Origin of the sequence: Streptomyces sp. SCPE 10 (assembly GCF_051980735.1) — a bacterium.
Taxonomy (GTDB): Bacteria; Actinomycetota; Actinomycetes; order Streptomycetales; family Streptomycetaceae; genus Streptomyces; species Streptomyces misionensis.
The window spans coordinates 359,624-383,706 of record NZ_CP197069.1; the positions used below are offsets into that span (position 1 = coordinate 359,624).

Annotated in this window: 27 protein-coding genes; 17 read left to right on the plus strand and 10 right to left on the minus strand. The window is 73.4% G+C overall.

Annotation, left to right across the window (positions count from 1 at the left end):
- Nucleotides 1–28 precede the first annotated feature (28 nt).
- The 8 genes from katG (at nucleotide 29) to pqqE (ending at nucleotide 7,869) form a co-directional block, all read left to right on the plus strand.
- Nucleotides 29–2,227, plus strand: coding sequence for a catalase/peroxidase HPI (gene katG / locus ACSP97_RS01620; protein WP_440558536.1), 2,199 nt, complete (start codon nucleotides 29–31; stop codon nucleotides 2,225–2,227).
- A gap of 220 nt (nucleotides 2,228–2,447) precedes the next feature.
- Nucleotides 2,448–2,909: an MSMEG_3727 family PQQ-associated protein gene (locus ACSP97_RS01625; RefSeq protein ID WP_070029363.1), complete on the plus strand. Its 462-nt coding sequence runs from the start codon at nucleotides 2,448–2,450 to the stop codon at nucleotides 2,907–2,909.
- A gap of 21 nt (nucleotides 2,910–2,930) precedes the next feature.
- Complete coding sequence (locus ACSP97_RS01630) at nucleotides 2,931–4,631, plus strand: PQQ-dependent dehydrogenase, methanol/ethanol family (protein ID WP_355147225.1); 1,701 nt, start codon at nucleotides 2,931–2,933, stop codon at nucleotides 4,629–4,631.
- Between the two features lie 44 nt (nucleotides 4,632–4,675).
- Entirely contained in the window at nucleotides 4,676–4,771 is a 96-nt protein-coding gene (gene pqqA, locus ACSP97_RS01635; RefSeq protein ID WP_070029365.1) for a pyrroloquinoline quinone precursor peptide PqqA, read from the plus strand.
- A 91-nt stretch (nucleotides 4,772–4,862) separates the two neighbouring features.
- On the plus strand, nucleotides 4,863–5,750 hold the full coding sequence (gene pqqB / locus ACSP97_RS01640; RefSeq protein ID WP_364726461.1) for a pyrroloquinoline quinone biosynthesis protein PqqB: 888 nt from the start codon (nucleotides 4,863–4,865) through the stop codon (nucleotides 5,748–5,750).
- Between the two features lie 4 nt (nucleotides 5,751–5,754).
- Nucleotides 5,755–6,456 (plus strand): pyrroloquinoline-quinone synthase PqqC, encoded by a 702-nt coding sequence (gene pqqC / locus ACSP97_RS01645; protein WP_440556139.1) that lies wholly within the window; start codon nucleotides 5,755–5,757, stop codon nucleotides 6,454–6,456.
- A 5-nt stretch (nucleotides 6,457–6,461) separates the two neighbouring features.
- Nucleotides 6,462–6,776, plus strand: coding sequence for a pyrroloquinoline quinone biosynthesis peptide chaperone PqqD (pqqD, locus tag ACSP97_RS01650; RefSeq protein WP_355526508.1), 315 nt, complete (start codon nucleotides 6,462–6,464; stop codon nucleotides 6,774–6,776).
- Nucleotides 6,769–7,869, plus strand: a complete 1,101-nt coding sequence (gene pqqE / locus ACSP97_RS01655) for a pyrroloquinoline quinone biosynthesis protein PqqE (RefSeq protein WP_355526511.1) — start codon at nucleotides 6,769–6,771, stop codon at nucleotides 7,867–7,869. Before pqqD ends, pqqE begins: the two co-directional genes overlap by 8 nt.
- An 80-nt stretch (nucleotides 7,870–7,949) precedes the next feature.
- On the opposite strand, the gene ACSP97_RS01660 is transcribed toward pqqE, so the two are convergent.
- Nucleotides 7,950–8,489: a manganese efflux pump MntP gene (locus ACSP97_RS01660; RefSeq protein WP_355147215.1), complete on the minus strand. Its 540-nt coding sequence runs from the start codon at nucleotides 8,487–8,489 to the stop codon at nucleotides 7,950–7,952.
- 66 nt (nucleotides 8,490–8,555) lie between these two features.
- Between ACSP97_RS01660 and ACSP97_RS01665 the strand changes: the two genes are divergently transcribed.
- Complete coding sequence (locus ACSP97_RS01665; RefSeq protein WP_382009796.1) at nucleotides 8,556–9,185, plus strand: hypothetical protein; 630 nt, start codon at nucleotides 8,556–8,558, stop codon at nucleotides 9,183–9,185.
- Nucleotides 9,186–9,268: 83 nt separating this feature from the next.
- Complete coding sequence (locus ACSP97_RS01670; RefSeq protein WP_440556140.1) at nucleotides 9,269–10,159, plus strand: N-acetyltransferase family protein; 891 nt, start codon at nucleotides 9,269–9,271, stop codon at nucleotides 10,157–10,159.
- Nucleotides 10,160–10,185: 26 nt separating this feature from the next.
- Here the strand turns inward: ACSP97_RS01670 and ACSP97_RS01675 are convergent, their stop codons facing one another.
- From ACSP97_RS01675 to ACSP97_RS01695, 5 genes are all read right to left on the minus strand, one after another.
- Entirely contained in the window at nucleotides 10,186–11,379 is a 1,194-nt protein-coding gene (locus ACSP97_RS01675; protein WP_355526523.1) for an MFS transporter, read from the minus strand.
- Between the two features lie 252 nt (nucleotides 11,380–11,631).
- The gene (locus tag ACSP97_RS01680; protein WP_355526526.1) at nucleotides 11,632–12,501 is read right to left on the minus strand and encodes an NmrA family NAD(P)-binding protein; all 870 of its coding nucleotides are present in this window, start codon (nucleotides 12,499–12,501) and stop codon (nucleotides 11,632–11,634) included.
- 165 nt (nucleotides 12,502–12,666) lie between these two features.
- Entirely contained in the window at nucleotides 12,667–12,789 is a 123-nt protein-coding gene (locus tag ACSP97_RS01685) for a hypothetical protein (protein WP_388295944.1), read from the minus strand.
- Complete coding sequence (locus tag ACSP97_RS01690) at nucleotides 12,765–13,415, minus strand: CBS domain-containing protein (protein WP_440556141.1); 651 nt, start codon at nucleotides 13,413–13,415, stop codon at nucleotides 12,765–12,767. The genes ACSP97_RS01685 and ACSP97_RS01690 overlap by 25 nt, the downstream gene beginning before the upstream one ends.
- A gap of 106 nt (nucleotides 13,416–13,521) precedes the next feature.
- Nucleotides 13,522–14,196, minus strand: coding sequence for a CBS domain-containing protein (locus tag ACSP97_RS01695; protein ID WP_358682047.1), 675 nt, complete (start codon nucleotides 14,194–14,196; stop codon nucleotides 13,522–13,524).
- Between the two features lie 231 nt (nucleotides 14,197–14,427).
- Here ACSP97_RS01695 and ACSP97_RS01700 point away from each other — a divergent pair, with 231 nt between their 5' ends.
- Complete coding sequence (locus ACSP97_RS01700) at nucleotides 14,428–14,754, plus strand: hypothetical protein (RefSeq protein ID WP_355327577.1); 327 nt, start codon at nucleotides 14,428–14,430, stop codon at nucleotides 14,752–14,754.
- A gap of 27 nt (nucleotides 14,755–14,781) precedes the next feature.
- On the opposite strand, the gene ACSP97_RS01705 is transcribed toward ACSP97_RS01700, so the two are convergent.
- Both ACSP97_RS01705 and ACSP97_RS01710 read right to left on the minus strand, forming a co-directional pair.
- On the minus strand, nucleotides 14,782–15,429 hold the full coding sequence (locus ACSP97_RS01705) for an FMN-binding negative transcriptional regulator (protein ID WP_440556142.1): 648 nt from the start codon (nucleotides 15,427–15,429) through the stop codon (nucleotides 14,782–14,784).
- 145 nt (nucleotides 15,430–15,574) lie between these two features.
- Entirely contained in the window at nucleotides 15,575–16,516 is a 942-nt protein-coding gene (locus ACSP97_RS01710) for a hypothetical protein (RefSeq protein ID WP_440556143.1), read from the minus strand.
- A gap of 205 nt (nucleotides 16,517–16,721) precedes the next feature.
- Here ACSP97_RS01710 and ACSP97_RS01715 point away from each other — a divergent pair, with 205 nt between their 5' ends.
- Genes ACSP97_RS01715 through ACSP97_RS01725 form a run of 3 tightly spaced genes read left to right on the plus strand, consistent with a single transcriptional unit; the run spans nucleotide 16,722 to nucleotide 19,164 of the window.
- Nucleotides 16,722–17,165, plus strand: coding sequence for a MarR family winged helix-turn-helix transcriptional regulator (locus tag ACSP97_RS01715; protein WP_358682038.1), 444 nt, complete (start codon nucleotides 16,722–16,724; stop codon nucleotides 17,163–17,165).
- Nucleotides 17,158–18,570 carry an MFS transporter gene (locus ACSP97_RS01720; RefSeq protein WP_440556144.1) on the plus strand — a complete coding sequence of 471 codons (1,413 nt, stop codon included), beginning with the start codon at nucleotides 17,158–17,160 and terminating at the stop codon, nucleotides 18,568–18,570. Before ACSP97_RS01715 ends, ACSP97_RS01720 begins: the two co-directional genes overlap by 8 nt.
- Before the next feature lie 36 nt (nucleotides 18,571–18,606).
- Nucleotides 18,607–19,164 (plus strand): cysteine hydrolase family protein, encoded by a 558-nt coding sequence (locus tag ACSP97_RS01725; RefSeq protein ID WP_355526542.1) that lies wholly within the window; start codon nucleotides 18,607–18,609, stop codon nucleotides 19,162–19,164.
- A gap of 165 nt (nucleotides 19,165–19,329) precedes the next feature.
- On the opposite strand, the gene ACSP97_RS01730 is transcribed toward ACSP97_RS01725, so the two are convergent.
- Both ACSP97_RS01730 and ACSP97_RS01735 read right to left on the minus strand, forming a co-directional pair.
- Nucleotides 19,330–20,346, minus strand: a complete 1,017-nt coding sequence (locus tag ACSP97_RS01730) for a DUF6745 domain-containing protein (protein ID WP_440558537.1) — start codon at nucleotides 20,344–20,346, stop codon at nucleotides 19,330–19,332.
- Between the two features lie 185 nt (nucleotides 20,347–20,531).
- Nucleotides 20,532–20,858, minus strand: a complete 327-nt coding sequence (locus ACSP97_RS01735) for a hypothetical protein (RefSeq protein WP_355147191.1) — start codon at nucleotides 20,856–20,858, stop codon at nucleotides 20,532–20,534.
- A gap of 177 nt (nucleotides 20,859–21,035) precedes the next feature.
- On the opposite strand from ACSP97_RS01735, the gene ACSP97_RS01740 reads away from it, so the two are divergent.
- Genes ACSP97_RS01740 through ACSP97_RS01750 form a run of 3 tightly spaced genes read left to right on the plus strand, consistent with a single transcriptional unit; the run spans nucleotide 21,036 to nucleotide 24,083 of the window.
- A complete protein-coding gene (locus ACSP97_RS01740; protein ID WP_355327565.1) occupies nucleotides 21,036–21,989 on the plus strand; it encodes an STM4015 family protein in 954 nt (317 codons plus the stop codon).
- 11 nt (nucleotides 21,990–22,000) lie between these two features.
- Nucleotides 22,001–22,945, plus strand: a complete 945-nt coding sequence (locus tag ACSP97_RS01745; protein ID WP_440556145.1) for an STM4015 family protein — start codon at nucleotides 22,001–22,003, stop codon at nucleotides 22,943–22,945.
- Nucleotides 22,926–24,083, plus strand: coding sequence for an STM4014 family protein (locus tag ACSP97_RS01750; protein WP_440556146.1), 1,158 nt, complete (start codon nucleotides 22,926–22,928; stop codon nucleotides 24,081–24,083). Before ACSP97_RS01745 ends, ACSP97_RS01750 begins: the two co-directional genes overlap by 20 nt.

Below are 24,083 nucleotides of genomic sequence, written 5' to 3' on the forward strand. Positions count from 1 at the left end.
CGGCTCCGGCGCCCGCCCGGCACCGGTCATGGGCAACCGCGACTGGTGGCCGGACCGGCTCGACCTGACGGCCCTGCGCAAGCACTCCGCCCTCGCCGACCCGCTGGGCGGGGACTTCGACTACGCCGCCCGGTTCCGCGCCCTCGACCTCGACGCCCTGGCGCGGGACGTCGACCGGGCACTGACGACGTCGCAGGAGTGGTGGCCGGCCGACTTCGGGCACTACGGGCCACTCGTCGTCCGGATGGTGTGGCACGGCGCCGGAACGTACCGGGTGGCCGACGGCCGCGGCGGCGCGGGCGCCGGTCTCCAGCGTTTCGCGCCACTGAACAGCTGGCCGGACAACCGCAACCTCGACAAGGCGCGCCGGCTGCTGTGGCCGGTGAAGCGCAAGTACGGCAGCGCGATCTCCTGGGCCGATCTGCTGGTCTTCGCGGGCAACCGCGCCCTGGAGACGATGGGGCTGAGGACGTTCGGCTTCGCCGGCGGCCGGCGGGACGCCTGGGAGTCCGACGCCGACACCTACTGGGGTCCCGAGCACGCGTGGCTGGGCGACGAACGGCACGGCGGGGTACGGGAGCTGGACCAGCCGCTGGCCGCCGACCAGATGGGCCTGATCTACGTCAATCCCGAGGGGCCGAACACCGTGCCGGACCCGCTGACCTCGGCCCGGGACATCCGCGAGACGTTCCGGCGGATGGGGATGGACGACGAGGAGACCGTCGCGCTGATCGCGGGCGGCCACACCTTCGGCAAGACCCACGGCGCGGCCGACCCGGAGGCACACCTGGGTCCCGGACCCGAGGGCGCGCCGCTGGCGGAGCAAGGGCTGGGCTGGCGGAGCGACCACGGCACCGGCAAGGGCGGGGACGCCATCTCCAGCGGGCTCGAAGGCGCCTGGACGCCCACCCCGACCCGTTGGGACAACGGGTACTTCGAGACGCTGTTCGGCTACGAGTGGGAGCTGGAGCTGAGCCCCGGCGGTCTGTGGCAGTGGATCCCGGCGGACGGCGGCGGGGCCGACGCCGTACCGGACGCCCACGACCCGTCGGTCAGGCATGCCCCGAGGATGCTCACGACCGACCTGGCGCTGCGCCTCGATCCGGTCTACGAGCCGATCGCGCGGCGCTTCCTCCGCCACCCCGAGCAGCTCGCGGACGCCTTCGCCCGGGTCTGGTTCAAGCTGACGCATCTCGACATGGGCCCGGTACAGCGCTGGCTGGGACCGCTGGTGCCCGGGGAGCGGCTGCTCTGGCAGGACCCGGTGCCCGCCGTGGACCACCCGCTCGTCGAAGCGGCGGACATCGCCGTGCTCAAGGGCCGGCTCCTCGGCTCCGGGCTGTCGGTCGCCCAGCTGGTGTCGACCGCGTGGGCGTCGGCCTCGACGTTCCGCGTCAGCGACCGGCGGGGCGGGGCGAACGGCGCGCGCATCCGGCTGGAGCCGCAGCGCCGCTGGGCGGTCAACGAACCAGAGGCGCTGGCGCCGGTGCTGCGCACGCTGGAGGGCATCCGGGAGTCCTTCAACGCGTCACGGACCGGGGGGAAGCGGATCTCGCTGGCCGATCTCATCGTGCTCGGCGGTGCCGCCGCCGTCGAGCGGGCCGCCGAGGCCGCCGGCCTGCCCGTCCACGTGCCGTTCGCGCCCGGACGCACGGACGCCACGCAGGAGTGGACCGATGTGGAGTCCTTCGCCGCGCTGGAGCCGGTCGCGGACGGGTTCCGCAACTACGTCGGCGAGGGCGCCCGGCGGCCCGCCGAGCACCTGCTGGTCGACCGGGCGGATCTGCTGGACCTCACCGTGCCCGAGATGACGGTGCTGGTGGGCGGGCTGCGGGTGCTGGGCGCCAATCACCACCGGTCGCCGCTGGGCGTGTTCACCTCGGCGCCCGGCACCCTGACCAACGACTTCTTCGTGCACCTGCTCGACAACGGCACGCGGTGGCGGCCGTGCTCCCCGGCCGCGGACGTCTTCGAGGGCCGCGACCGCGTCACCGGGGAGGTCCGGTGGACCGGCAGCCGCGTCGACCTCGTCTTCGGTTCGCACTCCGAGTTGCGCGCCGTCGCGGAGGTCTACGCGAGCGACGACGCCCGGGAGAGGTTCGTGCGGGACTTCGTCGCCGCGTGGGACAAGGTCATGAACCTCGACCGGTACGACCTCGCGCCCGCCCCGGCCCGATGCGTCCGAGCGGTACCTCATCGGGGGCGAACGGCGGCCGACGGCGGGTGAACGGCATTCCCCGGCCGCTGCTCCGGCTCGCCCTTGTCGGTGTGATCCAGACGGCGTAGCGTTGTTTACGGACCATCAATTCACCCTTTTCCCCTTTGCTTCCTCCGACGCGATTAACAGACGTCTTTCATTACGCCTTCCATTGAAGCGAAAAAACGATGTGGAAGACGAGACGAGGTCGATTCGACCAGCGGTTTCGGACGAGGAGAGTGAAACCCCGATGACGACCACGCGGGAACGCACCGACCTGCTGGACCAGATCGGGTTGAACGCACAGAACAAGGCGGGGCTGGGCCAGGTGCTGGGCACCGGGACCATCGGCCGGGCCACCGAGGAGCCGGACGGCCGCATGCGGGCCACCATTCGCATCCACCCGGACGAGCTTTCCTGGGACCCCTCCATTCTGGTCATGCCGCACGGAGGCGATATCGAGCTGGAACTCGTCAACGACGATCGGAACACCCACTGTGCGCTGCTGCCCAGCAACGGCGACCGGAAGTTCATCTGGCTGGTGAACCATTCGCGCGGGCGGGCGCACCTGAATCTCGACGGGCCGGGCTATTACTGGTTCGGTTCCCCCACGGGCAATGACGAGGGCCGGGGACTGACCGGGGCCATCGTCGTCATGGGGGACGCCCCGCCGGAGGCCCGCCTCGACCGACCCGCACAGCCGCGACCGTAAGAGGAAGGAGGCGGAAGCACGATGACCGTCGACTACGTGGACGCGGGCGAGGCCGTCGACCAGGGAAACCTGAGCGGCAAGGTGGCGGGCGGCGAGGTCGCACCGCCGGTGACGGCCGGCATCGACTACGAACGCATCCTCCACGCCCGTGAGGAACCCCAGAACTGGCTCACCTACTACGGCGCCTACAACGGTCAGCGCTACAGCCCGCTGGACCAGATCAACACGGAGAACGTCAAGCGCATCGGGCCCGCGTGGGTCTTCCAGGCCGGTACGACCGGGCTGATCGCGGGCGCGTCGACGTACTCGTTCGAGGCCGCCCCGATCGTCGTGGACGGGGTCATGTTCCTGTCCGGCTGGGACGGCTGGGTGTGGGCCCTCGACGCGAAGACCGGCGTGGAGATCTGGCGGTACAAGCACGCCGTGCCCTTCGACGTGTCCCTGTGCTGCGGAAACGTGAACCGGGGCGTCGCGGTGGCGCAGGGGAAGGTCTTCTTCGTCACGGCGAACGCACGGCTGCTCGCGCTCGACGCTCGCACCGGCAAACGGGTGTGGGACCGCACCTACGGCGACGTCCGGGCCGGGGAGAGCGCCACGGTCGCCCCGCTGATCGTGAAGAACCTGGTGATCGTCGGGAGTTCGGGCGGCGAGTTCGGCGTGCGCGGGCACCTCGACGCGTTCGACCTCGAGACCGGCGAGCACCAGTGGCGCTGCTACACCGTGCCGAAGCCCGGGGAGCCGGGCGCCGAGACCTGGCCGGCCGACGGCGAGGCGTGGGCGCGCGGCGGGGCCAACTGCTGGCTCACCGGCACCTTCGACCCGGAGACCAACCTGCTGTACGTCGGCACCGGCAACCCGGCGCCCGACTTCGACGGTGCCGTCCGCGAGGGCGACAACCTCTTCACGGACTGCATCATCGCCGTCGACGTGGACAGCGGCCGGATCCGCTGGCACTACCAGTGCACCCCGCACGACCTGTGGGACTACGACAGCATCGCCGAGTGCATCCTGTTCGAGCAGGACGGGCGCAAACTGCTGGGCCACTTCGACAAGAACGGCTACTTCTTCGTCCTCGACCGCACCAACGGCGAGCGGGTCGGGATCACGCCCTTCGTGGACCGCATCACCTGGGGGGCGATCACCCGGGACGGCCAGGTGACGGCCAAGCTCTACCCCGACAAGGAGGGCGAGCCGGTCCACTTCTACCCGGGTCCGGCCGGCGCCAAGGAGTGGACGCACGCGGCCTACAGCCCAAGGACCGGGCTGTTCTACGTCCCGGTCCAGGACACGGGCGCCACGGCGACCCGGCGGCGCCGCGAGTTCAAGGAGTCCATCCCGTACTGGGGCGCGGGCGTCCAGGTGGACATCGAGGACATGGCGGGATCCGTGAGCGCGTTCGACGCGAACGGCGAGGAGAAGTGGCGCTGGCGCAACGAACTGCCCATGTGCGCCTCGGTGCTGGCCACCGGAGGCGACCTGGTGTTCGCCGGTGAGCCGTCCGGCGAGTTCGACGCGTTCGACGCCCGCACCGGGGAGCTGCTGTGGCAGTTCCAGTGCGGCAGCGGCCACCACAGCAGCCCGACCACCTACATGGTCGACGGCAGGCAGTACATCGCCGTACCGGTCGGCTGGGGCGGCTGGGCCGAGGGGTTCCTCCCCGGCATGCTCGGCGCGGGCCACGGCAGCGCCCTGATGGTCTTCGCCCTTCCGGAACCGGTCTAGCACCGCCCGGAGAGTGCCGCTTCAGGCGGAGAGGAGGTGGATCCATGGAGTGCGAGCTCGCTGTGTGGGAGACACCCGACTTCGACGAGATCGTGGTCGCGGCCGAGGTGACCATGTACCTCGCCCGGCTGGAGGACTAGCGAACGGGAGGACCAGCGGACAGAAGGCGGCGCCGGAGCCGGTCCGGCGCCGCCCGGCGCTCGAACGGCCCGGACCGAGGGAGGTGCGGACGTGTTGCTGCGTGTCCTGGGGTCGGCGGCGGGGGGCGGCTCCCCGCAGTGGAACTGCGGCTGCCCGGTGTGCGCCGCGGTGCGCTCCGGAGCGGGTCCCCCGCGCACCCAGTCGTCGGCCGCGGTCAGCGCCGACGGCCGCCGGTGGTTCCTGCTCAACGCCTCGCCCGACGTGCGCGCCCAGATCGAGGACTTCCCCGGGCTGCGTCCGCACGACGGCCGTACGACGCCCCTGGAGGCGGTGCTGGTCACCGACGCCGAGCTGGACCACACGCTCGGCCTGCTGCTGCTGCGCGAGGCCCGTGCCCTGCGGCTGTACGCCACGCCCGCCGTGCACAAGGTCCTGTGGGACGGCACCGGGGTCCTGCGGACACTGGAGCGCTACTGCCCGGTGGAGTGGCGTGCGGTGCTGCCCGGCGCCGATCTCGCCCTGGCGGACGGACTGTCCTGCCGTGCCTTCGACGTCCCCACCACCAAGCGCGCCCGGTTCGGGGCCAGGGCCGACCACGGGCGCGTGGTCGGCTACCGGCTGACCGACGAGCGCGGCGGCGGGACGCTGGTGTACCTGCCGGGTGTGCAGGCGCTGACCCGGGCGCTGCGCAGGGAGATCGAGGGCTGCGGCTGCCTGCTGGTCGACGGGACCTGCTGGCGCGACGACGAACTCCAACGGCTCGGTCTGTCCGGCCGGACGTCCCGGGAGATGGGCCATCTGCCCATGAGCGGCCCGGACGGCAGCCTGGCGCTGCTGTCCTCGCTGGGCGTGGGCCGGGTGGTGTTCGTCCACATGAACAACACCAATCCGGTCCTCCTCGACGGCACGCCCGAGCGGCGTACCGTGGAGGAGTACGGCATGGAGGTTGCCATGGACGGCCTTGAGGTCCGGGTGTAGTGCCGTGACGGCGACAGCGACCACGGTGACGGGCGCGGACGGGTTCGTCGAGGCGTTGCGGGCGCATGCAGGGCGCTACCACGACCAGCATCCGTTCCACGTCCGGATGAACGCCGGTGAGCTGAGCCGCCGGCAGATCCGGGGCTGGGTGGCCAATCGCTTCTACTACCAGGAGAACATCCCCCGCAAGGACGCCGCGATCCTGTCCAACTGCCCCGAGCCGGAGGTCCGCCGCCGCTGGGTCCGGCGGATCCTGGACCATGACGGCACCGCGGCGGGCGAGGGCGGCATCGAGGCGTGGCTGCGGCTGGGCGAGGCCGCCGGACTGACCCGGGCGGAAGTACTGGACCACCGGCATCTGGTGCCGGGGGTGCGGTTCGCGGTCGACGCGTACGTGAACTTCGCCCGGACCCAGCCGTGGGTGGAGGCGGTGGCGTCCTCGCTCACGGAGATGTTCGCGCCGGATCTGATGGCGGCGCGGCTGGCCGGGTTCGAGCGGTGGTACCCGTGGATCGCCCCGGAGGGCCTGGCCTACTTCCGGGCCCGGCTGGAGCAGGCTCCGCGGGACTGCGAGCACGCCCTGGAGGTGGTCACCATGCACTGTGTCTCCGCCGAGTCCCGGGCGCGTGCCGTCGACGCGCTGTCGTTCAAGTGCGACGTCCTGTGGTCCCTGATGGACGCCGTGGACCAGGCCTATCCGGAGTGACGATCATGGATCCGACCCCTGTCACGAGGCCCCGGCCGGGCACCACCGAGGTGTCCGGCACGGACCGGCCCCGGCCGGCGCGCCACGTACGGCTGGACTACTCCCGAACCAGGCAGCGCCGGATCCTGCTGCACCCCGAGGCGGTGGTGGTGCTCAACGGGACCGGCGCGGCCATCCTCGACCTGTGCGACGGGCGGCACACCGTGGCCGAGATCGTGAGCGAGCTGGGCACGCGCTACCGGAGCGTGCCCGAGGAGGAGGTACGGCGGTTCCTGGGCCGGCTCGTCGCCCGCCACTGGCTGGAGCTGACCGATGGATAGCCCGTTCGGGCTGCTCGCCGAGCTGACCTACCGCTGCCCGCTGGCCTGCCCGTACTGCTCCAACCCGCTGAACCTGGCCGACTACCGGGACGAGTTGACGACGGACGACTGGCTGCGGGTGCTGACCGAGGCCGCTGATCTCGGGGTGCTGCAGTGCCATCTGTCGGGCGGGGAGCCGCTGTTGCGGCGGGACCTGCCGGAGATCGTGGCGCACGCCCATCTGCTGGGCCTCTACACCAATCTGATCACCAGCGCGGTCGGGTTCTCCCGGCGCCGGGCGGAACTGCTGCGGACCGCGGGCCTGGACCATGTGCAGGTCAGCATCCAGGCGGACGAGCCGGCCCGGTCCGACCGGATCGCCGGAATGCCGTCCTTCCGGCGCAAGGTCGAGGCGATGGGCCTGGTCAAGGAGCTGGGCTGGCCGCTCACCATGAACGTGGTGCTGCACCGGTACAACATCGACCATGTCGCCGAGGTGCTCGCCCTGGCCGAGGAGGTGGGCGCGGACCGGGTGGAGCTGGCCAACACCCAGTACTACGGCTGGGCGTGGCGCAACCGCGCCGCGCTGCTGCCGAGCCGGGCCCAGCTCGCGGCGGCCGAGGATGTCGTACGGGCCGCGCTCGCGCGGCTGCGGGACCGCATGGAGATCGTCTATGTGATCCCCGACTACTACAGCCGCTATCCCAAGCCCTGCATGGGCGGGTGGGCGTCCCGGCAGCTGACCGTGACACCGAACGGCGATGTCCTGCCCTGCCCGGCCGCGCAGTCCCTGCCGCTGCCGCGGGCCAGTGTGCGGGAGGAGTCGCTGGGGCGGATCTGGGCCGAGGCGCCGGTGATGACCGCGTTCCGGGGCACCGACTGGATGCCGGAGCCCTGCCGTGGTTGCCCCCGCCGGGAGGTGGACTTCGGCGGCTGCCGCTGCCAGGCCTTCCTCCTCACCGGCGACCCGGCCCGCACCGACCCGGTGTGCCATCTGTCGCCGGACCACGAGCTGGTCGAACGGGCGGTGGCCGCGGCGAACTCCGGGCGGCGCGCGGCGGGTTCGGCGCTGGTTCCGCGCGCGCACCAGGTCCGGCGGCCGGTCCGCCGCTGAGCCACCGGAGGCGGGCACGAACGGGCTGAGCCGGTAGGTCGTGGGGGACGCGGGCGTGCACCCGGCCCGGAACCCGGGGTCTACCCTCCGAACACCAGCGGCAGTGCCACCGCGGCGATGATCAGGGTGACGCCGCTGAGCAGGTCCGAGCGGATGCGGATGAGGCGGGCGGCGGCGCGGCCGAGGCGCAGGCCGAGCAGGGACATTCCCGCGGTGATGACGCCGAAGGTGGCGGCCGACAGCCATGGGGAGAGGCCGAGGATGCCGAGGCTCGTCCCGGCGATCAGATTGTCCAGGCTCAGGGACAGCGGGATGCCGAACAGCGCCCAGGGGTGGTCCAGTTCGTCCGGCTCGGGGTGGCGCAGGGACGTGATGACGAGGTAGAGGCCGTAGCCGCCGAGCGCGGCGGCGCCCACCACGTCGGCGACGCCGCCGATGGTCTCGCCGATCTCATGGCCGATCAGCAGCCCGACCAGGGGCATGACCGCGTCCCACAGGCCGAAGGTCAGCGCGACCTGCGCCGCGCGCCGCAGACCGAAGGGGACGGTGCCGAGCGCGATCGATACCCGGAAATTGTCGAGACTGAGAACGAAACCCAGGCCCAGCATTTCCCAGACCATATTCAATAGCGTATACCGGGCGGGCGGCGGCAGCGGCTGGAACGGCGGGGAGGGAACGTCCAGGTCATGGAGAACGACGACACCGGGATCACTCATCGTGCGGATCCGGATGCCCCCGCGGTGAGCGCCTCCTCGGCACCCGGACGGCCGGTGCGCCTGATCGGTATGGAGACGGCGCTGCACGACTGGGCGGGCATGCGGTGCGGGTGCGGTGGCTCCGCGGCTCATCTCGCCGACGATCTGACGGCCGTCGCGGCGGCCGGGTCCGGAGCGGAACCGGACGTCGGCCTCGAGGGGCACGTGTGGTCGCCGGTGACCCTGTGGGAGCCGGCTCCCGCGGTGGTGTCCGTGGCCCTGGCCGCCCTCGCGGACGACGTCACGCCGGTGGCCCGGGAGTGGTTCCTGCGGCAGCTCCAGTACCTGGTGACCGGCGAGGGCACCGATCCCTCGTCCGCGCGGCGAGGGACCGATCTGCCGGAACGCTGCCGGGAACTGGCCGCCCGAGGTCTGTGGCTGCTCTACGCGGAGGTGATGGCGAACCGCTCCCTCGGTGCGGTCGGCAGCGCCTTCGAGATCATCACGGTGTTGGAGCCCGACAGGGGCCGCCTTGAGCGTGTCCGGGAGATCGCGGCCGACTGGCTGCCGGTGTGCTGCCGGACCGGGTTGTGCGACGAGGGGCCCGTGATCAGGGGCTGACGATCACAGCCTGCCCGAGCGGGTCGCGTCGGAGGGGCCCGGACCGGCGCACAGGTCCATGACAAGCTGGCTAGGGTGGCCCGATGACTGGATTCAGCGTCCTCGGTGACCCCACGGCATGGCGGCAGGACTTCGAACGGCGGCGGCGCGACTGGTACCTGGCGTCCGGGCTCGGCGAGGCCGCGGCGGCGGAGCTGCTCAGGAAGGAGCGTGCGGGCTTCGACGACTGGACGGTCGTCGAGGTGACGTCCGCCGGGACCCGGGTGGGCTACCTGGCCGTGGCCGTCTCCGAGACCGACGGCATCCTCGCGGGGCGGATCGGCGACCTCCATGTCGACGCGGCTCACGAGCGGGCCGCACGGGAGTGGGCGCAGACATGGTGCGCGGAGCGCGGCGCGCGCCGGGTGAACGTCCGGCTCGCCGGGCCCGCGGGCGAGTTGTTCGCCGGATACGCCGTGCGGGGCCAGGTGCGGGTGCGGCCCCTCGGTTCGCCGCCGCCGGAAGCGGTGGACGGCGTCACGGCGCGGCCGATGACGGAGGCCGAGTATCCCGGGTGGCTCGCCGCCGAGCGGGCGTCGTACATCGACGGCATCGTGCGGTCGGGCTCCATGAGCCGCGAGGAGGCCACGCGCAAATCGGACGACGACTTCGGCAAGCTTCTGCCCGAGGGCCTGGCGACGCCCGACAACACCCTCCTGGTGCTGGAGGCGGCGGGCGAGCCGATCGGCACCGGCTGGCTACGGCACCGGCACCTGCCGGGGGTCACCTACGGCTACTCGCTGCACGTGGACGAGGCGCACCGCGGCAAGGGACACGGGCGGGCCGCGATGGCGGCGGGCGAGCGGACCACCCTCGCCGCGGGCGACTCGGCGCTGATGTTCACCGTCTGGGGCGGCAACGAGGTGGCCATGAACCTCTACACGAGCGCCGGCTACCGGGTGCTGGACGAACACCGGTCGGTCGACCTTCCCTAGCGTCGGTGGGCGGGGCGGCCGGTGTCTCAGTGCCGGGTGGTCCGCAGGGCGGCCAGCAGGGCGACGGCGAGGACCTGGACGGCGACGACCACCGTGACCAGCAGGGGGACCGAGTAGCCGTACAGTCCGCCGGTCAGGGCGCCGCCGACCAGGCTGCCCGCCCCGACGGCGCCGGCGAACAGGCCGTACGCGGTCGCGCGGCGCCCGGCGGGCACCAGGTCGGCGACGGTGGCGCGGAGGGTGGACTCCTGGATGCCCATGGCGGCGCCCCACACCAGCGATCCGGCGGCCGCGACCGGCGCCGTGCCGGTGAAGGCGAGGGCCGCCACCGCGGCGGTCAGCACCGGCAGGGCGACCAGCACACGGGGGCCGATCCGGTCGTAGAGCCAGCCCGTGGCCAGTGCCGCGAGCGCGTCCACCGCCATCGCCGCCGCGTACAGCACCGGCACCCACGCGGCGGTCAGCAGATGCCGTTGGACCAGGTGGTAGGAGAGCACGCCGAAGGGGGCGAAGCCGCTCGTGGTGACCGCGGTGAAGGCGGCGTACGTCCAGAACGCCCTCGGCAGCCGCCCGGCGCCCGGCTCCGGCGCCGCGGCCCGTGTCTCGCGCTCGTACTCCTGCGGGGACGGCACCCGGGCCCGCAGCCACGACAGCACCAGCAGTACGGCGAGGCCCGGCAGGGCGAGCACCCCGAGGGCGGGCCCGTAGTCGTCGCCGGTCAGCGCGAGCACGCCGGCCACCAGCAGCGGTCCGACGAGGGCGCCGATCTGGTCCAGTGCCTCGTGGACGGCGAAGCCCCGGCCCCGGCCGGTCGCCGCGGCTGCGTGCGAGAGCAGCGTGTCCTTCGCGGGCGACCGCACCGCCTTGCCCACCCGCTCGGCGATCACCAGGACGCAGGCCGCCCACAGCACCCCGGCGACGCCCAGCAGCGGTACCGAGACGACCGTCAGGGCGTAGCCGCCGATCGCCAGCCCCCAGAAGCGGCCGGTGCGGTCGGCCAGCGGCCCGGAGACCAGTCGCAGCCCCAGCGCGGCGGCCTCGCCGGCACCGGTGACCACGCCGACGAGCAGCGCGGACGCGCCCAGCGAGGCCAGCAGCGGCCCGGTGATCGAGCGGGCGCCCTCGTAGACGACGTCCGCGAGCAGGCTGACCGTGCCGAACCAGACCACGAACCGCCACGGACTCATCCGCGCCGGTGACCGGTCCGCGTCCGCGTTCATGTGCTCGTGGCCTCCCCGCCTCGGCGCCCTCCCCTCGGTCTTCCCCCGACGCGTCCGCCGGGAACGCCGGGCGGGCCGGTCCGAAGGCACATCGACGCCGGTCTCCTCGGCACGCTCGCCGCCCTCCGCACCGGCCTTCGGCGCGGGCGCCCTCGCGCGCGCACGGCCCGACCGGCGCCGGATGCCCCAGGGGGACCAGGAGTGGGATCGGGCCGGGCCCCGGTGAGGTGAGGCGAGTGCCGGCGCGGTTGGTCACACCAGGGGCCGGAGCACGTCGTAGGCCCAGGACGCCAGCGTGGTCGGAGTGGTGCTGCGCACGGTGCGCGGCTGCTGCGGCACGAAGCCGTCCCGCAGCCCGGTCGACATGCCGATGACCGCTTCGACCAGTTCGTCGGTCATGCCGGAGGCGCGCAGCAGCTTGCGCATCTCGTCGTCCTCGACGCGTTCGACGCGCAGCGGGCGGCCGACGGCGGCGGACACGATCCCGGCGGCCTGCGGCCAGGTGAGGTCGGCCGGGCCGTGGACCGCCTGTACGTGGCGGCCGGACCAGTGGGTCGTCAGCAGGCGGCTCACCGCGACCTCGGCGATGTCGCGCGGGGCGACCCAGGGCATGGGCTGGTCGAGCGGCAGGATCACCGGGATCGTGCCGGCCCGGATGGCGTCGCGGTAGGACTCCAGGTTGCTGAAGAAGAAGCCGCAGCGCAGATGGGTGACCGTGGCGCCGAGCGCGTCGAGGGCGGTCTCGGTGCCCGCGAGGCCGTCGATCTCCCCGGCGCCGTGGCGCAGTTCGGCACCGACGCTGCTCAGGAAGACGGTCCGCTCGACGCCGTTGGCCCTGACGGCGCTCACCACGCTCGCCGTGGCCAGCGCGTAGTCGCCGAGCGGGTCCTCGCCCGCCGACGGGGGGTCGACCCAGAAGAGCGCGTCGGCCCCGGCGGTGGCCGCGACGACCGCGTCCGCGTCGCGCTGGTCCACCGCGACGGTGTCGACCTCGCGGCGCAGCCCGGGGTCGAGCCGCCCGGGGTCGCGGGCGAGGACCCGGGGCCGCAGCCCGGCCCGGACGAGCATGGCGACGACGTGCCGTCCGACGTTCCCGGTGGGGGTGGTGACCGCGATACGCATGGTCCGGTGTCCTTTCGGTGGCCGACAGCGCGACGCTATGCCTCAAACCGGACATCTTCTGTCGCCTATGACCGGGGAATCGCCCGTGTGCGACCGACGCGGCGACGTGGTGCGGGGCGGCGTACGGCGTGCGCCCCTCGGGCGGGTCGCGGTGTCCGCGTGCGGTCAGTCGGCGGTGGTCAGGTTCTTCACCTCGACCACGCCGGTGATCTTCTCCACCTCGGCGAGCAGCCGGGCCGCCGTCGCGGCGGGCATCCGCCCGGTCAGTTCCACCACGCCGTCGCGCACGGCAGGGCGTCCCGGCGGACGACCCCGACCAGTCGGCCCGAGTGGTCGGTGACGGGCATCCGCTTCAGCCGGGACAGCGCGGCGAGCCAGGCGGCCTCGGCGACGGTCGCGCCGGGCTGCACCGTGATCGCGGGGCTCGTCATCAGGTCGGCGGCCGTCTCGCCGTGAGCCTTGCCGTGCAGCCGGCGCTCGCGCAGCCTGCCGATGGGACCGGGCCGGTGCCCGGACGCCTCGAAGGCGACCTTGGCCAGCAGATCGGACTCCGAGACGACGCCGACCACCCGGTCCTCCGCGTCCACGACCGGCAGCGCGCCGGCCTGCTCGTCCGCCAGCACCCGCGCGATGTCGCGGTACGGCAGGTCCGCGGGGACATGGGCGGCGGGTACGTCCATCACCTCGCGCACCGTGGGCCGGCCGGGTCCGGGCCCCTCGCGCACCGGCTCGGGCCGGGGCGCCGCGGGAGCCGACGGCGCCTGCTCCACCTCGTCGCGGTGCCTGGCGGCGGCCTCCGCCACGGCACCCAGATAACGGAGCAGCAGGCCCTGGCGGGCCGCCTCCCCGGGGGGCCGGGCGGGCTCGTCGCCGCGGGCCTCGGGTCGAGCGGAGAAGTTCTCTTGCCGTTCCACGGCCGCCTCCCGGGTGCATCGGCTGCCTACCGTCCCAGAGTGCCGTGCGCACCGCCGCCCCGTGCGCGGACGCGTCGGCCGGCGCGACTCGCTCATCCGGCGGCGCTCACGTCCCGGGGGGCGTGTCCCGGGTGTCGTCGGTCCGGAAGGTGAGGTTCCCGGAGACCGACACGACGCCGTCGACACCCCGGCACAACTGCTCGATGACGCGGATCTGGGTGCGGAACTCCACGATGCCGGTGAGGGTGACCCGCCCGTCGCGCACCTCCGCCGTGACGTCCCGTGGGTCGAGCAGGAGGGTGCCGCGCAGCAGGTCCCGGTTGATCTCCTCGCGGATGGCCTCGTCGCGGCGCAGGAAGACCCGTAGCAGATCGGCGCGGCTGACGATGCCCACGAGCCGGTCCGCCTCGTCCACCACGGGCAGCCGTTTGACGTGCCGCCGCTCCATGAGCCGGGCGGCCTCGACGACGGTCCACTCGGGCCGCGCGCACACCGCGGGAGCGGACATCACCTCCTCCGCCCGGACCCCCTCGGCCCTGGCCCGCTCCTCGGCCTCCAGGTGCGGTACGGGGCTCAGGCCCGCCGGATCCGCCTGGTCGGCGCTCTTGCGCAGCAGGTCGGCCTCGGACACCACGCCCACCGGGCGGTCCAGCTCGTCCACCACGGGTACGGCGGTGATGTCGTTCTCCTCCAGCAGCCTCGCGAGCTCCTTGAACGGTGTGTCCTGCCGGGCCCGGACGACGTCCCGGGTCATGAGCTCCTCGACCGTACGGTGGTGCATGTCGCCTCCCGGATACGGGCGCCCACCTGGCGGATTCCGGGCGGGGGCCCGTGCGCGGCGCGGCCCGCGGGGCGGGTCGGATGACAGCACCATTGTGCGGAGCGCACGGCGATCGGGCGAACGCGACCGGGCGGGCCGGTGCCCTCTGTGCGGGTCGCCGCAGGAACCCTCCCGTGCCGCGGGTGCGAGGCGGCTACGCCCGGCCGGCGTCGCGTGCGGCATCATGGGCGGGTGGACGAAGCGGAGCGGCTGCGGGACGTGTCCCGGCTGTGGGAGGAACACCGCCGAGCCGTGTTCCCGGCGGACGTACGGGGCGCGGAGCCGGCGGGCATCGACCTGGTGCTGCTCGACGCGACCGTCGCCGGCTGTGTCTCCGGCTGGCTGGAGGGCGGCGGCAGCCTCGACGCGGAGCGCGGCCGCGTCCTGCGGGACGCCGTCACGGACCTCGACCGGGTGCTCCCGGAGATCACCGGCGCCGACGGATCCCGGTACTTCCGGCACCTGCGCCGGCTGGCCGCGCTCGTGTCAGCGGCCTCGCCCGGCGCCGCCGTCGGATGAGACGGGACACCGTCCTCGCCTCGCGGTTCAGGCCTTCCACGGGCCCATGCGGTCCAGACGGCGCAACTGCTGGCGGGCGGTGGGGGCGTCGAGGCCCCGGCCGCGCTCGGTGAGGTGTTCGGCCACGGTGGTGCGCAGTTCGGTGGGCTTCTGGTTGTCGTACTTGAACTTGGCGCGCACCTCGAGCACTTCGAGCCGCAGACCGCGGATGCCGGAGAGCAGGCGGCCGTAGGGCGGCCGGTCGGCCTCGACGGGGGCGTGGTCGCCGTCGGGCTGGAAGTGGGACAGCTGGCGGCGCAGCAGTGCCGCCTTGGCCTCGGGGTCGTCGAGGATGTGGGCGCGGCAGGTGAACTGGACGGCCGCGTAGTAGCTGGTCGGCACGCCGTCGGTGGGCGGGACGCCCGGGTTGGCGCGCCAGGTGCCCGGGATGAAGGCGTAGTCGCCGGTGACTCCGAAGGTGACGTTCGGGTCGTGCTCGATCACCTTCCACACCGGGTTGGGCCGTGCGAGGTGGATCAGCAGGTCCTTGCCGTCGGTGGCGAAGTGGGTGGGGACCACGGCCGGCGCCTCACCGGGCAGCCCGTTGACGCAGAGGTGCCCGAAGTCGTGCCCGTCGGCGATCCAGGTCTGCCATTCCGCGGCGTCCAGACTCGCGTCCCAGGGGTGGATGAGCATGCGGGGACCGTACAGCAGACCGGCCGGACGGCGTCAACCAGATGACCTTGAGGTGCATTGCACTGCACCTCGGCGAGGCGGTGCCGGACGGCGGCCGCCGCGGTGGGGAACGGCGGCCGGGTCCGGGGGCCGGTGCACGGCGACGTCAGGAGTCCGACGGGGGCTTGTAGATCCGCACCGTTGCGGCGATCTTCCGCACCGTCGCGTCCGCCACCTCGCCGTCCACGCCCTTGACACCGACGAACGACCAGGAGACCAGGTCCCCTTGGCCGTTCTTGAAGGCGAAGGTCCACGCCTTGCCGTCCGTGGCGCACTCGGCCGACTTCCGTACGCCCACGGACCAGGCGCTGCCCAGCTCGCCCTTGATCCCGGAGTCCGTGGTGAACGGTTCGACCGCGCCGGACTTCACCTCGGCCTTGTCGGGCTGGGTGTACATGCCGTACACCCAGGTCCTCGGGTCGGCGCCGGCGATCTGAGCGGTGCTGCGGGCGCCGTTGTTGCGCCTGCTGCCCGCGGTGGCCAGCGGGGTGTCCTCCGGGGTGCCGTCCTTGTCCTCGTCCGCGGAGCACCACGTCGGCCGCAGGGAGGCGGGCGCCCGCATCGCGATGAGCGGCTTGTCGTCCGGGTCGCCGTTCTCGGAGACGTAGGTGACCCAGTCGGGGGTCTGGAGCTTCCACTGCGGCGGGACGTCGAAGGCGATGCCCTGGGCCGGGTTGGTGACGACCTTCCAGCCCTTGACCGTGGCTGTGCGGTCGTCGGCCGCGCGCGGGTTGCCCGTGCTCTGCCGCGGCGGGCCGGTCGGGGTGGGGCCCGGGCCGGCCTTGTCGTGCCCGCCGCCGAGGAGCAGGAAACCGGTGACCCCCGCGGCGACGACGACGGCCGCGGCGGCGACCACGGCGACCAGTCGGGTCCGGTCCGGGCGGCCACCGCCCGGCGGCGGCCCCGCGGGCGGTGTGGGCGCCTGCCACTGCTGCGGCGGCTGGTAGGGGTTCGGCTGGTGGTACCCCGGCTGCTGGTACGGGTTCGGGTGTTCGACCGGGGGCCACTGCGGATCCTGTCCGCCCCCCGGTGGCTGCTGTGGCCACATGCGAGGCAACGATACGGCGGGCTCCGGCCGGTACCGGCCGGGGGTGGCGGTACCGGACCGCCCGCTCGGGCGCGGCCTCGCGAGCGCGGGCCGATCATCGAACTTCCCTTCTTCTTCGAAGCCTTGGAGGCGGCGACGGCCGGAAGCCCGCCGGGTCACACAGGCAAACTGTACAGCTCAGCCTGTACAGATTAAGCTGCGGGTCATGAGTGAGAATCCGAGTCCGTCGCCGTCCGCGGTGCAGGCGTCGCGTGATGTGCGCGCGGTGATCAGCCGGTTGCGGCGGCGCATCCTGAAGGCCTCCGAGGCGGAGGACATCACCCTGGGCCAGGCATCCGTGCTGGCCCGGTTGTCCGACAAGGGGAACGTCACGGCGAGCGAGCTGGCCGCCGCCGAGGGGGTGCGGCACCAGTCGATGACCTCGATGGTCGCCGCGCTCGCCGCACGGGGCCTGGTCGAGCGGGCCCCGGACCCGGAGGACGGGCGGCGCCTGCTGATCGGGCTGACGCGGGAGGGCCGCCGCCGGGTGGAGCAGGGGCGGCAGATCCGCACCGAATGGCTCGCGGAGCGGCTGGACCGGTGCACGGACGAGGAGCGCCGGACCGTGATCGCCGCCATGGCGGTGCTGGAGCGGCTGATCCATGACTGAGACACGGCCCGGGGCCATGGCGAAGACGGACGGGCCCGGCTTCGACCGGCGGCTGCTGCCGCCGATGATGCTGGGCTCGATCCTGAACCCGATCAACTCCACGATCATCTCGGTGGCACTCGTCCCCATCGGCAAGGCCCTGGGCGCGCCGGCCTCGCAGACCGCGTGGCTGGTCTCCGCCCTCTACCTCGCCACCTCGCTCGGGCAGCCGGTCGTGGGCCGGCTCATCGACCTGTTCGGGCCGCGCCGGCTCTTCCTGTTCAGCACCAGCCTCGTCGGCGTCGCGGGCGTCCTCGGCACCCTGGCACCGAACATGGCGGTGCTGATCGCCGCGCGCGTCCTGCTCGGCTTCGGCACCTGCTCCGGCTACCCCGCCGCGATGGCCCTGCTGCGCAGCGAGGCGAAACGCACCGGGCGGGACAGTCCCGGCGGGGTGCTGACCGCGCTGGCCGTCGCCAACCAGACCATAGCCGTCATCGGCCCACTGCTGGGCGGTCTGCTGATCGCGGCCGGCGGCTGGCGCGCCACCTTCGCGCTGAACGTGCCGCTGTCCGTCGTGGCCGTGGTGCTGGGCCTGCTCTGGCTGCCCAAACCGGCTCCCGCGGCCCGGCCCGCGGGAGGCGGCCGGCTGGTCGCACAGCTCGACCTGCCCGGCATGGCGCTGTTCGCGGCGACGCTCACCTCGCTGCTGCTGTTCCTGATGAACCCGCACCCGCGCACCTGGTACCTGCTGGTGGTCGCCGCCGTCTTCGCGGCCGGGTTCGCGCTGCGCGAGCTGCGCGCCGCCACCCCGTTCATCGACCTCAGGGTGTTCGGCGGCAACACTCCGCTGCTGGCCACCTACGGCCGCGCGGTCGTCGCCTACGTCGTCTCCTACTCCTTCCTCTACGGCTTCAGCCAGTGGACCGAAGAGGGCTACGGGCTGAGCCCGTTCCGGGCCGGTCTGGTGCAGATACCCATGTTCCTGGTGGCGATCGGCGTCTCGATCCTCTCCGGGCGGCGCTCCGGCGTGCGCGGGAAGCTGCTGGTCGGCGCCGCCGGACAGATCGTCGCCTGCCTGGTGATGCTGACGCTCGGCGCGGGCAGCGCCCTGTGGGCGCTGTTCCTCGTCGCCCTGGTGTTCGGCATCCCGCAGGGGCTGAACAACCTGGCCCTGCAGAACTCCGTCTACTTCCAGGCCGATCCCGAGCGGGTCGCCTCCTCCGCGGGACTGCTGCGCACCTTCGCCTACATCGGCTCGATGATCGCCTCCTCCGCGACCGCCGCCTCCTTCGGGCGAGGCGCCGACACCGCCGGCATGCACCAGCTCGCCTGGATCATGCTCGGCGCCGGTGTGCTCTACCTCCTCGTGACCGTCCTCGACCGCGCCCTCGGGCGCGTGGCACCCGCACCGGCCGACAAGTAGCCCGCCCCTCCCCCGACTTCTTCGAAAGGCACCACCATGTCCCGCACCGCCCTGCTGCTCATGGACCTCCAGGCCGGCCACCTCGCGCACGTGCCCGACGACTACCTGCCCCGCGCGGTCCGCGCCCTGCGCACCGCCCGCGCCGCCGGTGTCCCGGTCATCCATGTGGCGCTTCGGCTGCGGCCCGGTCACATCGACGCCCACCCGCGCAACAAGACCTTCGGTGCCCTGCCGACGCACCTGTTCACCCCCGACGATCCCGGCGCCGCCATCCACCCCGATGTCGCGCCCTCGGACGGTGAGATCGTCGTGTACAAGAACCGGGTCAGCGCCTTCGCCGGGAACAACCTCCGGCAGATCCTGGCCGCCCAGGGCATCGGCCATCTCGTCCTGGCCGGCATCGCGACCGGCGGGATCGTGCTGTCCACCGCCCTCCAGGCCGCCGACCTCGACTACCGGGTCACCGTCCTGTCCGACGCCTGCGCCGATCCCGACCCGGGGCTGCACGACACGCTCGTCGAGCGCGTCCTCGCCCGGCGCGGCGAGGTCACCACGGTCGAGGCGTGGGGGCGCGCCCTCGGCGCCGCCGCCTGAGCACGCCCGGCCCGGCCGGTGGCCCGGTGACCACACCGCTGGACCCGGAGATGTTCGGTCCCGTGTGGCGCGGAACTCGGCGGGGGCGCACCTGGACGAGGTGCTCAACGCCCGTGAGACGGCACAGGCCCGTCTACCCCGCCGAGGGGGCACGGAGGCCGCGGTTCAGGTCTGCCGCTGCGGCGTGTACTCCGCCTCCTCCAGGCCGAACGTCCAGGCGACCCCCTCCCGAGCGGTGCGGGTGCGCGGCGGGACGCGCAGCCAGTACGTGCGGTGCGTGCCGTCCGGCTCCGGGGTGGAGTTGACCACCTCGACCATCACCTGCGGCTCGTCCCCCGGCAGTTCGACGCGCCAGAGCACGCCCGTCTCGTCCCGCTGCACCGGCTTGGCGCCGGACTCCTTCAGATAGCGGTCGTAGCCGTAGTGCTCCAGCATCACGCGGCGCAGTTCGGCGTTCTCCTCCTCGCGTATCCGGCGGGGTGTCAGCCCGTCGAGTTCGGCGAGGAATTCGGCGGGCACCGGCATGCCGCGCCAGGCGTACAGGGCGAAGCCGTCGGGGAAGGCGAGCGCGGGGCCGTCGCCGCGGTCGAGCCGGCCCGCCTCGTCCAGGTGCAGTGCCACGGGCCGTTCGCAGACGATCGCGGTCTTCTCGTACGGCCACCACCAGCCCGCGGCGCGGGCCACCGCGGCGATGCCGTCGAGCGCCTCCGCGCCCTCCTGGCCGGCGAAGGCCGCCAGCCAGGCCGCGTCGTGCTGGCCCAGCACCGCGTCCAGGAGCACCAGCCGGACGGTCTGCTCCGCTTCCTGCGCGCCTCCGGACGCGTCCGTCACCCCGGTGCGTATGCGGTCCGTCAACATGACCATGCGGTCCCAGAGCGGGGCGCCGGTCAGGGCCCAGTGCCCGGCCCAGCCGGCCGGTCCGAGCCGGTCGAGGAGGCGCCCCCGCGCCGTGGCCCACGGCCGGTTGCGTACCTCGTCGCGGACGCTGCGGCCGGCCGTGCCCTGGGCCGTGAGCCGGGCGGCCAGCGCCGTGCCCGCGCGGGGCGAGTCCGCCCAGACGATGGTCTCCGGCTCGGGCAGGCCCGCCAGCCGGTAGGCCAGGCGCACGCCCTCCTCGGCGGCGGGGCGGTCCGCGGGGCCGGTCGCCGCCGCCACCTCCCGCCACTCGCGCACCGCGTCCACCGGCTCCGACCCGCCCGGCTCTGCGCCCGCCATCGCCATGCCTGCCGTCTCGGTGTCTTCCGTCTCCGGGCCCCTCGGCTCCGTACCCACCGGCGTCACCGTCGCGTTCCCCGTCGTCATCGTTTCCCCGCTCACCGTCTCCATCGCTTCCCCGCTCACCGAAGTCACCGTCGTGCCCCGCCGGCTCAGTCCGCCACGACGCGGACGGCGCCCGGCACGTACTCCCGCTGCCGCACCACGCGGTACCAGCCCTTCGGCAGCGGTATCGCCGCGTGCTCCTCGTGCACCACCCGTCCGCCGTCCGGGAGATGGAGGTAGGCGACCCCGAACGGACCGGCCTCCCGGACCAGGGTCCCCGGTCCGACCACCGCGTGCGCGTGTCCGGTGACCTCGCCGAGCGCCAGCACCAGCCGGCCCCGCGCGTCCCGCGGCTGGCGCGGCAGCCGGTCGGTGCCCGGGGGCACCGCGTCCTCCGCCACGGGCACGATCAGGACGTCTCCCTGCCGGTACATGCGTGTCTCCCTTCCCCGTCGGCACCTGGCGCCGACCGATGTCCACGACGCTACGCGGAGGGTCTGACAACGGCCCCCGCCGCGGCTTTCCCACGGCCCGTCAACCGCGTTGTCAGTGCGGGTTGGTACAACTCTTGGCAACCACCGCACGATCACGGTCCAGGAGGCCAGCGCGTCATGTCGTACGTCGAGCACCTGAAGGAACTGCACGGCCTCCCGGCCTTCGACTTCCCCGCCCCCGAGGAGAAACGGGAACTGCCGGGTGCGGGCGAGGTGGCGTGGCGGCTCGCCGTCAACCCCTACGGGGACTCGGACGAGACGTTCGAGGAACTCTGGGAGCGTTTCCTCGGCGCCGTGGACCCCGCCGGGGTGCGCGCGATCGTCGTCGGCCCGTGGGGCGAGGTGTACGACGGCGACTCGGGCGAGGTGGTGGACCTCCTCGTACAGGCGCGGGACCGGCTGACCGGGCTGCGGGCCGTGTTCATCGGCGACCTGGAGATGGAGGAGGCGGAGATCTCCTGGATCCAGCAGTCCGACGTCACCCCGGTCCTCGACGCCTATCCGCTGCTCGCCGAGTTCGGAATCCGCGGCGGCAGCGAACTGCGCTTCCCCGCCGTCCGGCACCGGCACCTGCGCACCCTGCGCTTCGAGGCCGGCGGCCTGCCCGGCCACGTCGTGCGCGGCGTCGCCGCCAGTGAACTCCCCGCGCTGGAGCACCTGGACATATGGCTCGGCGTGGAGGAGTACGACGGTGACGCCACCGTCGCCGACCTCGCGCCGCTGCTGGCCGGGGGCGGCTTCCCGGCGCTGCGCCACCTCGGCCTGCGCAACAGCGAGATCCAGGACGAGATCGCCGCCGCCGTCGCGGGGGCCCCGGTCGTCGCCCAGCTCACCTCGCTCGACCTCTCCCTCGGCGTGCTCACCGACGAGGGTGTGACAGCGCTGCTCGACGGCCAGCCCCTCACCCATCTGACCCGGCTCGACCTGCACCACAACTACGTCACCGAGCCGGTGGCCGAGCGGGTCCGGGCGGCGCTGGAGCCCTCCGGTGTCGAGGTCGACCTGTCCGAGCCCGGCGACACCTGGGAGCACGACGGCGTCGTCCACCGCTACACCGCCGTCGCGGAGTGAGGAGGGCTGCCATGATCTTCACCGAACACCTCGACACGTTCCACGGGCTGCCCGTCTTCACCCTGCCCGAGACGGGCGAGGAGCCGTTGCCGGCCGCCGGCGACGTGGCCTGGCGGCTGGACTGCTTCGCGGCCGGGGAACTGCCGTTCCCGGAGGTGTGGCAGAGCTTCAGGAAGCGGGTGAACAGCGCGGACGTACGGGCCCTGGTCATCGGGCCCTGGTGGGAGGACGAGTACATCGAACTCGGGCCGGTGCTGGAGCTGCTCCTGGCCGACGCCGAGGGCTTCCCCGCGCTGCGTGCCCTGTTCCTCGCCGACGTCGTCGGCGAGGAGTGCGAGATCTCCTGGCTCGAACTCGCCGATGTCACCCCGGTCCTGGAGCGCTTCCCGCTGCTGGAGGAACTGGGCGTGCGCGGCGGCGCCCTCCTGTCGCTGCGCCCCGTGCGGCACGAGTCGCTGCGAGCCCTGCGGTTCGAGTCGGGCGGTCTGCCCGGGCAGGTGGTGCGGGCGGTCGGCGCCTGTGAACTGCCCGCTCTGGAGCGGCTGGAGCTATGGCTGGGCGTGGCGGCGTACGGCGGTGACGCGACGGTCGCCGACCTCGCGCCGATCCTGGCCGGCGGCGCCTTCCCGGCACTGCGCCATCTCGGCCTCCAGGACAGCGAGTTGCAGGACGAGATCGCGGCGGCGGTCGCTTCGGCGCCGGTCGTGGCCCAGCTGGAGTCGCTGAGCCTGTCGATGGGCACCCTGACCGACGCCGGTGCCGAGGCCCTGCTGAACGGCCAGCCGCTGACCGGTCTGCGGCGGCTGGACCTGCACCACCACTTCGTCGGCGAAGCCATGGCCGACCGGCTGCGCGCGGCCCTCGGTCCCGCCGGGACCGAGGTGGACCTGTCGGGCCGGCAGGTGCCGCGCCAGTGGGGGGACGAGGAGTGGCGTTATGTCGCCGTCTCCGAGTAGTCCGGTCCCCGGCGCGGGCCCGCGGTTCGCCGTCGTCGGCAACCCCGAGAACCGGCGGACGACGATGTTCGCTGCCGCCGTCCGCGCGGCGGGGCACGCGGCGCCGCGGGTGCTCGCCTGGCGGGACGTGCTGCGCGGCCGGTACGCCTTCGCGCCGGGCGAGTGGGTGCGGATCGACTCGCCCGGGGAGAACGCGGAGGTCGACCGGCTGCTGCGGGGCACCGACGAGCCCACCCGGGTCGAGGGCACGGCGCTCTGGCACCGCCGGTTCACCGCCGCGGTGGCGGAGTTGACGCGAGCGGCACACCGCGCGGGCGCGGTGACCAGCGCGGACCCGGAGGAGATCGCGGTGCTGTTCGACAAGCGGCGCTGCCATGCCCGGCTCGCCGCCGCGGGCGTCCCGGTCCCCCCGGCCCTGGCCGGCGGCATCGACGGCTGGGACGCGCTCAAGCGGGGGCTCGGGCAGGCCCGGATCCGGCGGGCGTTCGTGAAGCCCGCCCACGGCTCCTCGGCCTCCGGTGTGGTGGCCCTGTCGCTGGCGGGCCCCGGCCGGATCAAGGCGACGACGTCCGTGGAGCGGACCCCGGACGGCCGGCTGTACAACTCCCTGCGGGTGCGCGACTACACCTCGGAGGGCGAGGTCGCCGCACTCGTCGACGCCCTGGCGCCGGACGGGATCCATGTGGAGCGGTGGCTGCCCAAGGCCGCGCAGGGCGGCCGGGCGGCCGATCTGCGGGTCGTGGTGGTCGCGGGCCGCGCCACCCACGCCGTCGTGCGGACCAGCCGGCACCCCATGACCAATCTTCATCTCGGCGGCGCCCGGGGCGATCTGGACGCCGTCCGCGAGGCGATCCGGGCCGCGGGCGGCGACTTCGCCTCGGTGCTGGAGGTGGCCGAGCGGGCGGCGGCGTGCTTCCCGGGCACGCTGTGCGTCGGGGTGGACATCCTGCCGGCCGTCGGCTGGCGCCGCTTCGCCGTCGGCGAGGTGAACGCCTTCGGGGACCTGCTGCCCCGGCTGACCGGACTGCCCGGCAGCGGCGCCGAGAACCTGGACACCTATGCCGCGCAGGTCGCCGCGGCGCCGTCCGCCGTGCGGCGGACGGAACGCGAGGAGCACCACCATGACACCCCCGCTTGA

Bases quoted from the DNA above. Each gene is read 5' to 3' on its own strand.
- ACSP97_RS01750 (WP_440556146.1), top strand. From the start codon at position 22,926: ATGTCGCCGTCTCCGAGTAGTCCGGTCCCCGGCGCGGGCCCGCGGTTC.
- ACSP97_RS01625 (WP_070029363.1), top strand. From the start codon at position 2,448: ATGACGACCACGCGGGAACGCACCGACCTGCTGGACCAGATCGGGTTG.
- ACSP97_RS01660 (WP_355147215.1), bottom strand. From the start codon at position 8,489: ATGGTCTGGGAAATGCTGGGCCTGGGTTTCGTTCTCAGTCTCGACAAT.
- pqqE (WP_355526511.1), top strand. From the start codon at position 6,769: ATGGATAGCCCGTTCGGGCTGCTCGCCGAGCTGACCTACCGCTGCCCG.
- ACSP97_RS01680 (WP_355526526.1), bottom strand. From the start codon at position 12,501: ATGCGTATCGCGGTCACCACCCCCACCGGGAACGTCGGACGGCACGTC.
- ACSP97_RS01675 (WP_355526523.1), bottom strand. From the start codon at position 11,379: ATGAACGCGGACGCGGACCGGTCACCGGCGCGGATGAGTCCGTGGCGG.
- ACSP97_RS01720 (WP_440556144.1), top strand. From the start codon at position 17,158: ATGACTGAGACACGGCCCGGGGCCATGGCGAAGACGGACGGGCCCGGC.
- ACSP97_RS01665 (WP_382009796.1), top strand. From the start codon at position 8,556: ATGGAGAACGACGACACCGGGATCACTCATCGTGCGGATCCGGATGCC.
- ACSP97_RS01710 (WP_440556143.1), bottom strand. From the start codon at position 16,516: ATGTGGCCACAGCAGCCACCGGGGGGCGGACAGGATCCGCAGTGGCCC.
- ACSP97_RS01735 (WP_355147191.1), bottom strand. From the start codon at position 20,858: ATGTACCGGCAGGGAGACGTCCTGATCGTGCCCGTGGCGGAGGACGCG.
- pqqA (WP_070029365.1), top strand. From the start codon at position 4,676: ATGGAGTGCGAGCTCGCTGTGTGGGAGACACCCGACTTCGACGAGATC.
- ACSP97_RS01695 (WP_358682047.1), bottom strand. From the start codon at position 14,196: ATGCACCACCGTACGGTCGAGGAGCTCATGACCCGGGACGTCGTCCGG.
- ACSP97_RS01705 (WP_440556142.1), bottom strand. From the start codon at position 15,429: ATGCTCATCCACCCCTGGGACGCGAGTCTGGACGCCGCGGAATGGCAG.
- pqqD (WP_355526508.1), top strand. From the start codon at position 6,462: ATGGATCCGACCCCTGTCACGAGGCCCCGGCCGGGCACCACCGAGGTG.
- ACSP97_RS01670 (WP_440556140.1), top strand. From the start codon at position 9,269: ATGACTGGATTCAGCGTCCTCGGTGACCCCACGGCATGGCGGCAGGAC.
- katG (WP_440558536.1), top strand. From the start codon at position 29: ATGGGCAACCGCGACTGGTGGCCGGACCGGCTCGACCTGACGGCCCTG.
- ACSP97_RS01725 (WP_355526542.1), top strand. From the start codon at position 18,607: ATGTCCCGCACCGCCCTGCTGCTCATGGACCTCCAGGCCGGCCACCTC.
- ACSP97_RS01630 (WP_355147225.1), top strand. From the start codon at position 2,931: ATGACCGTCGACTACGTGGACGCGGGCGAGGCCGTCGACCAGGGAAAC.
- ACSP97_RS01745 (WP_440556145.1), top strand. From the start codon at position 22,001: ATGATCTTCACCGAACACCTCGACACGTTCCACGGGCTGCCCGTCTTC.
- ACSP97_RS01715 (WP_358682038.1), top strand. From the start codon at position 16,722: ATGAGTGAGAATCCGAGTCCGTCGCCGTCCGCGGTGCAGGCGTCGCGT.
- ACSP97_RS01740 (WP_355327565.1), top strand. From the start codon at position 21,036: ATGTCGTACGTCGAGCACCTGAAGGAACTGCACGGCCTCCCGGCCTTC.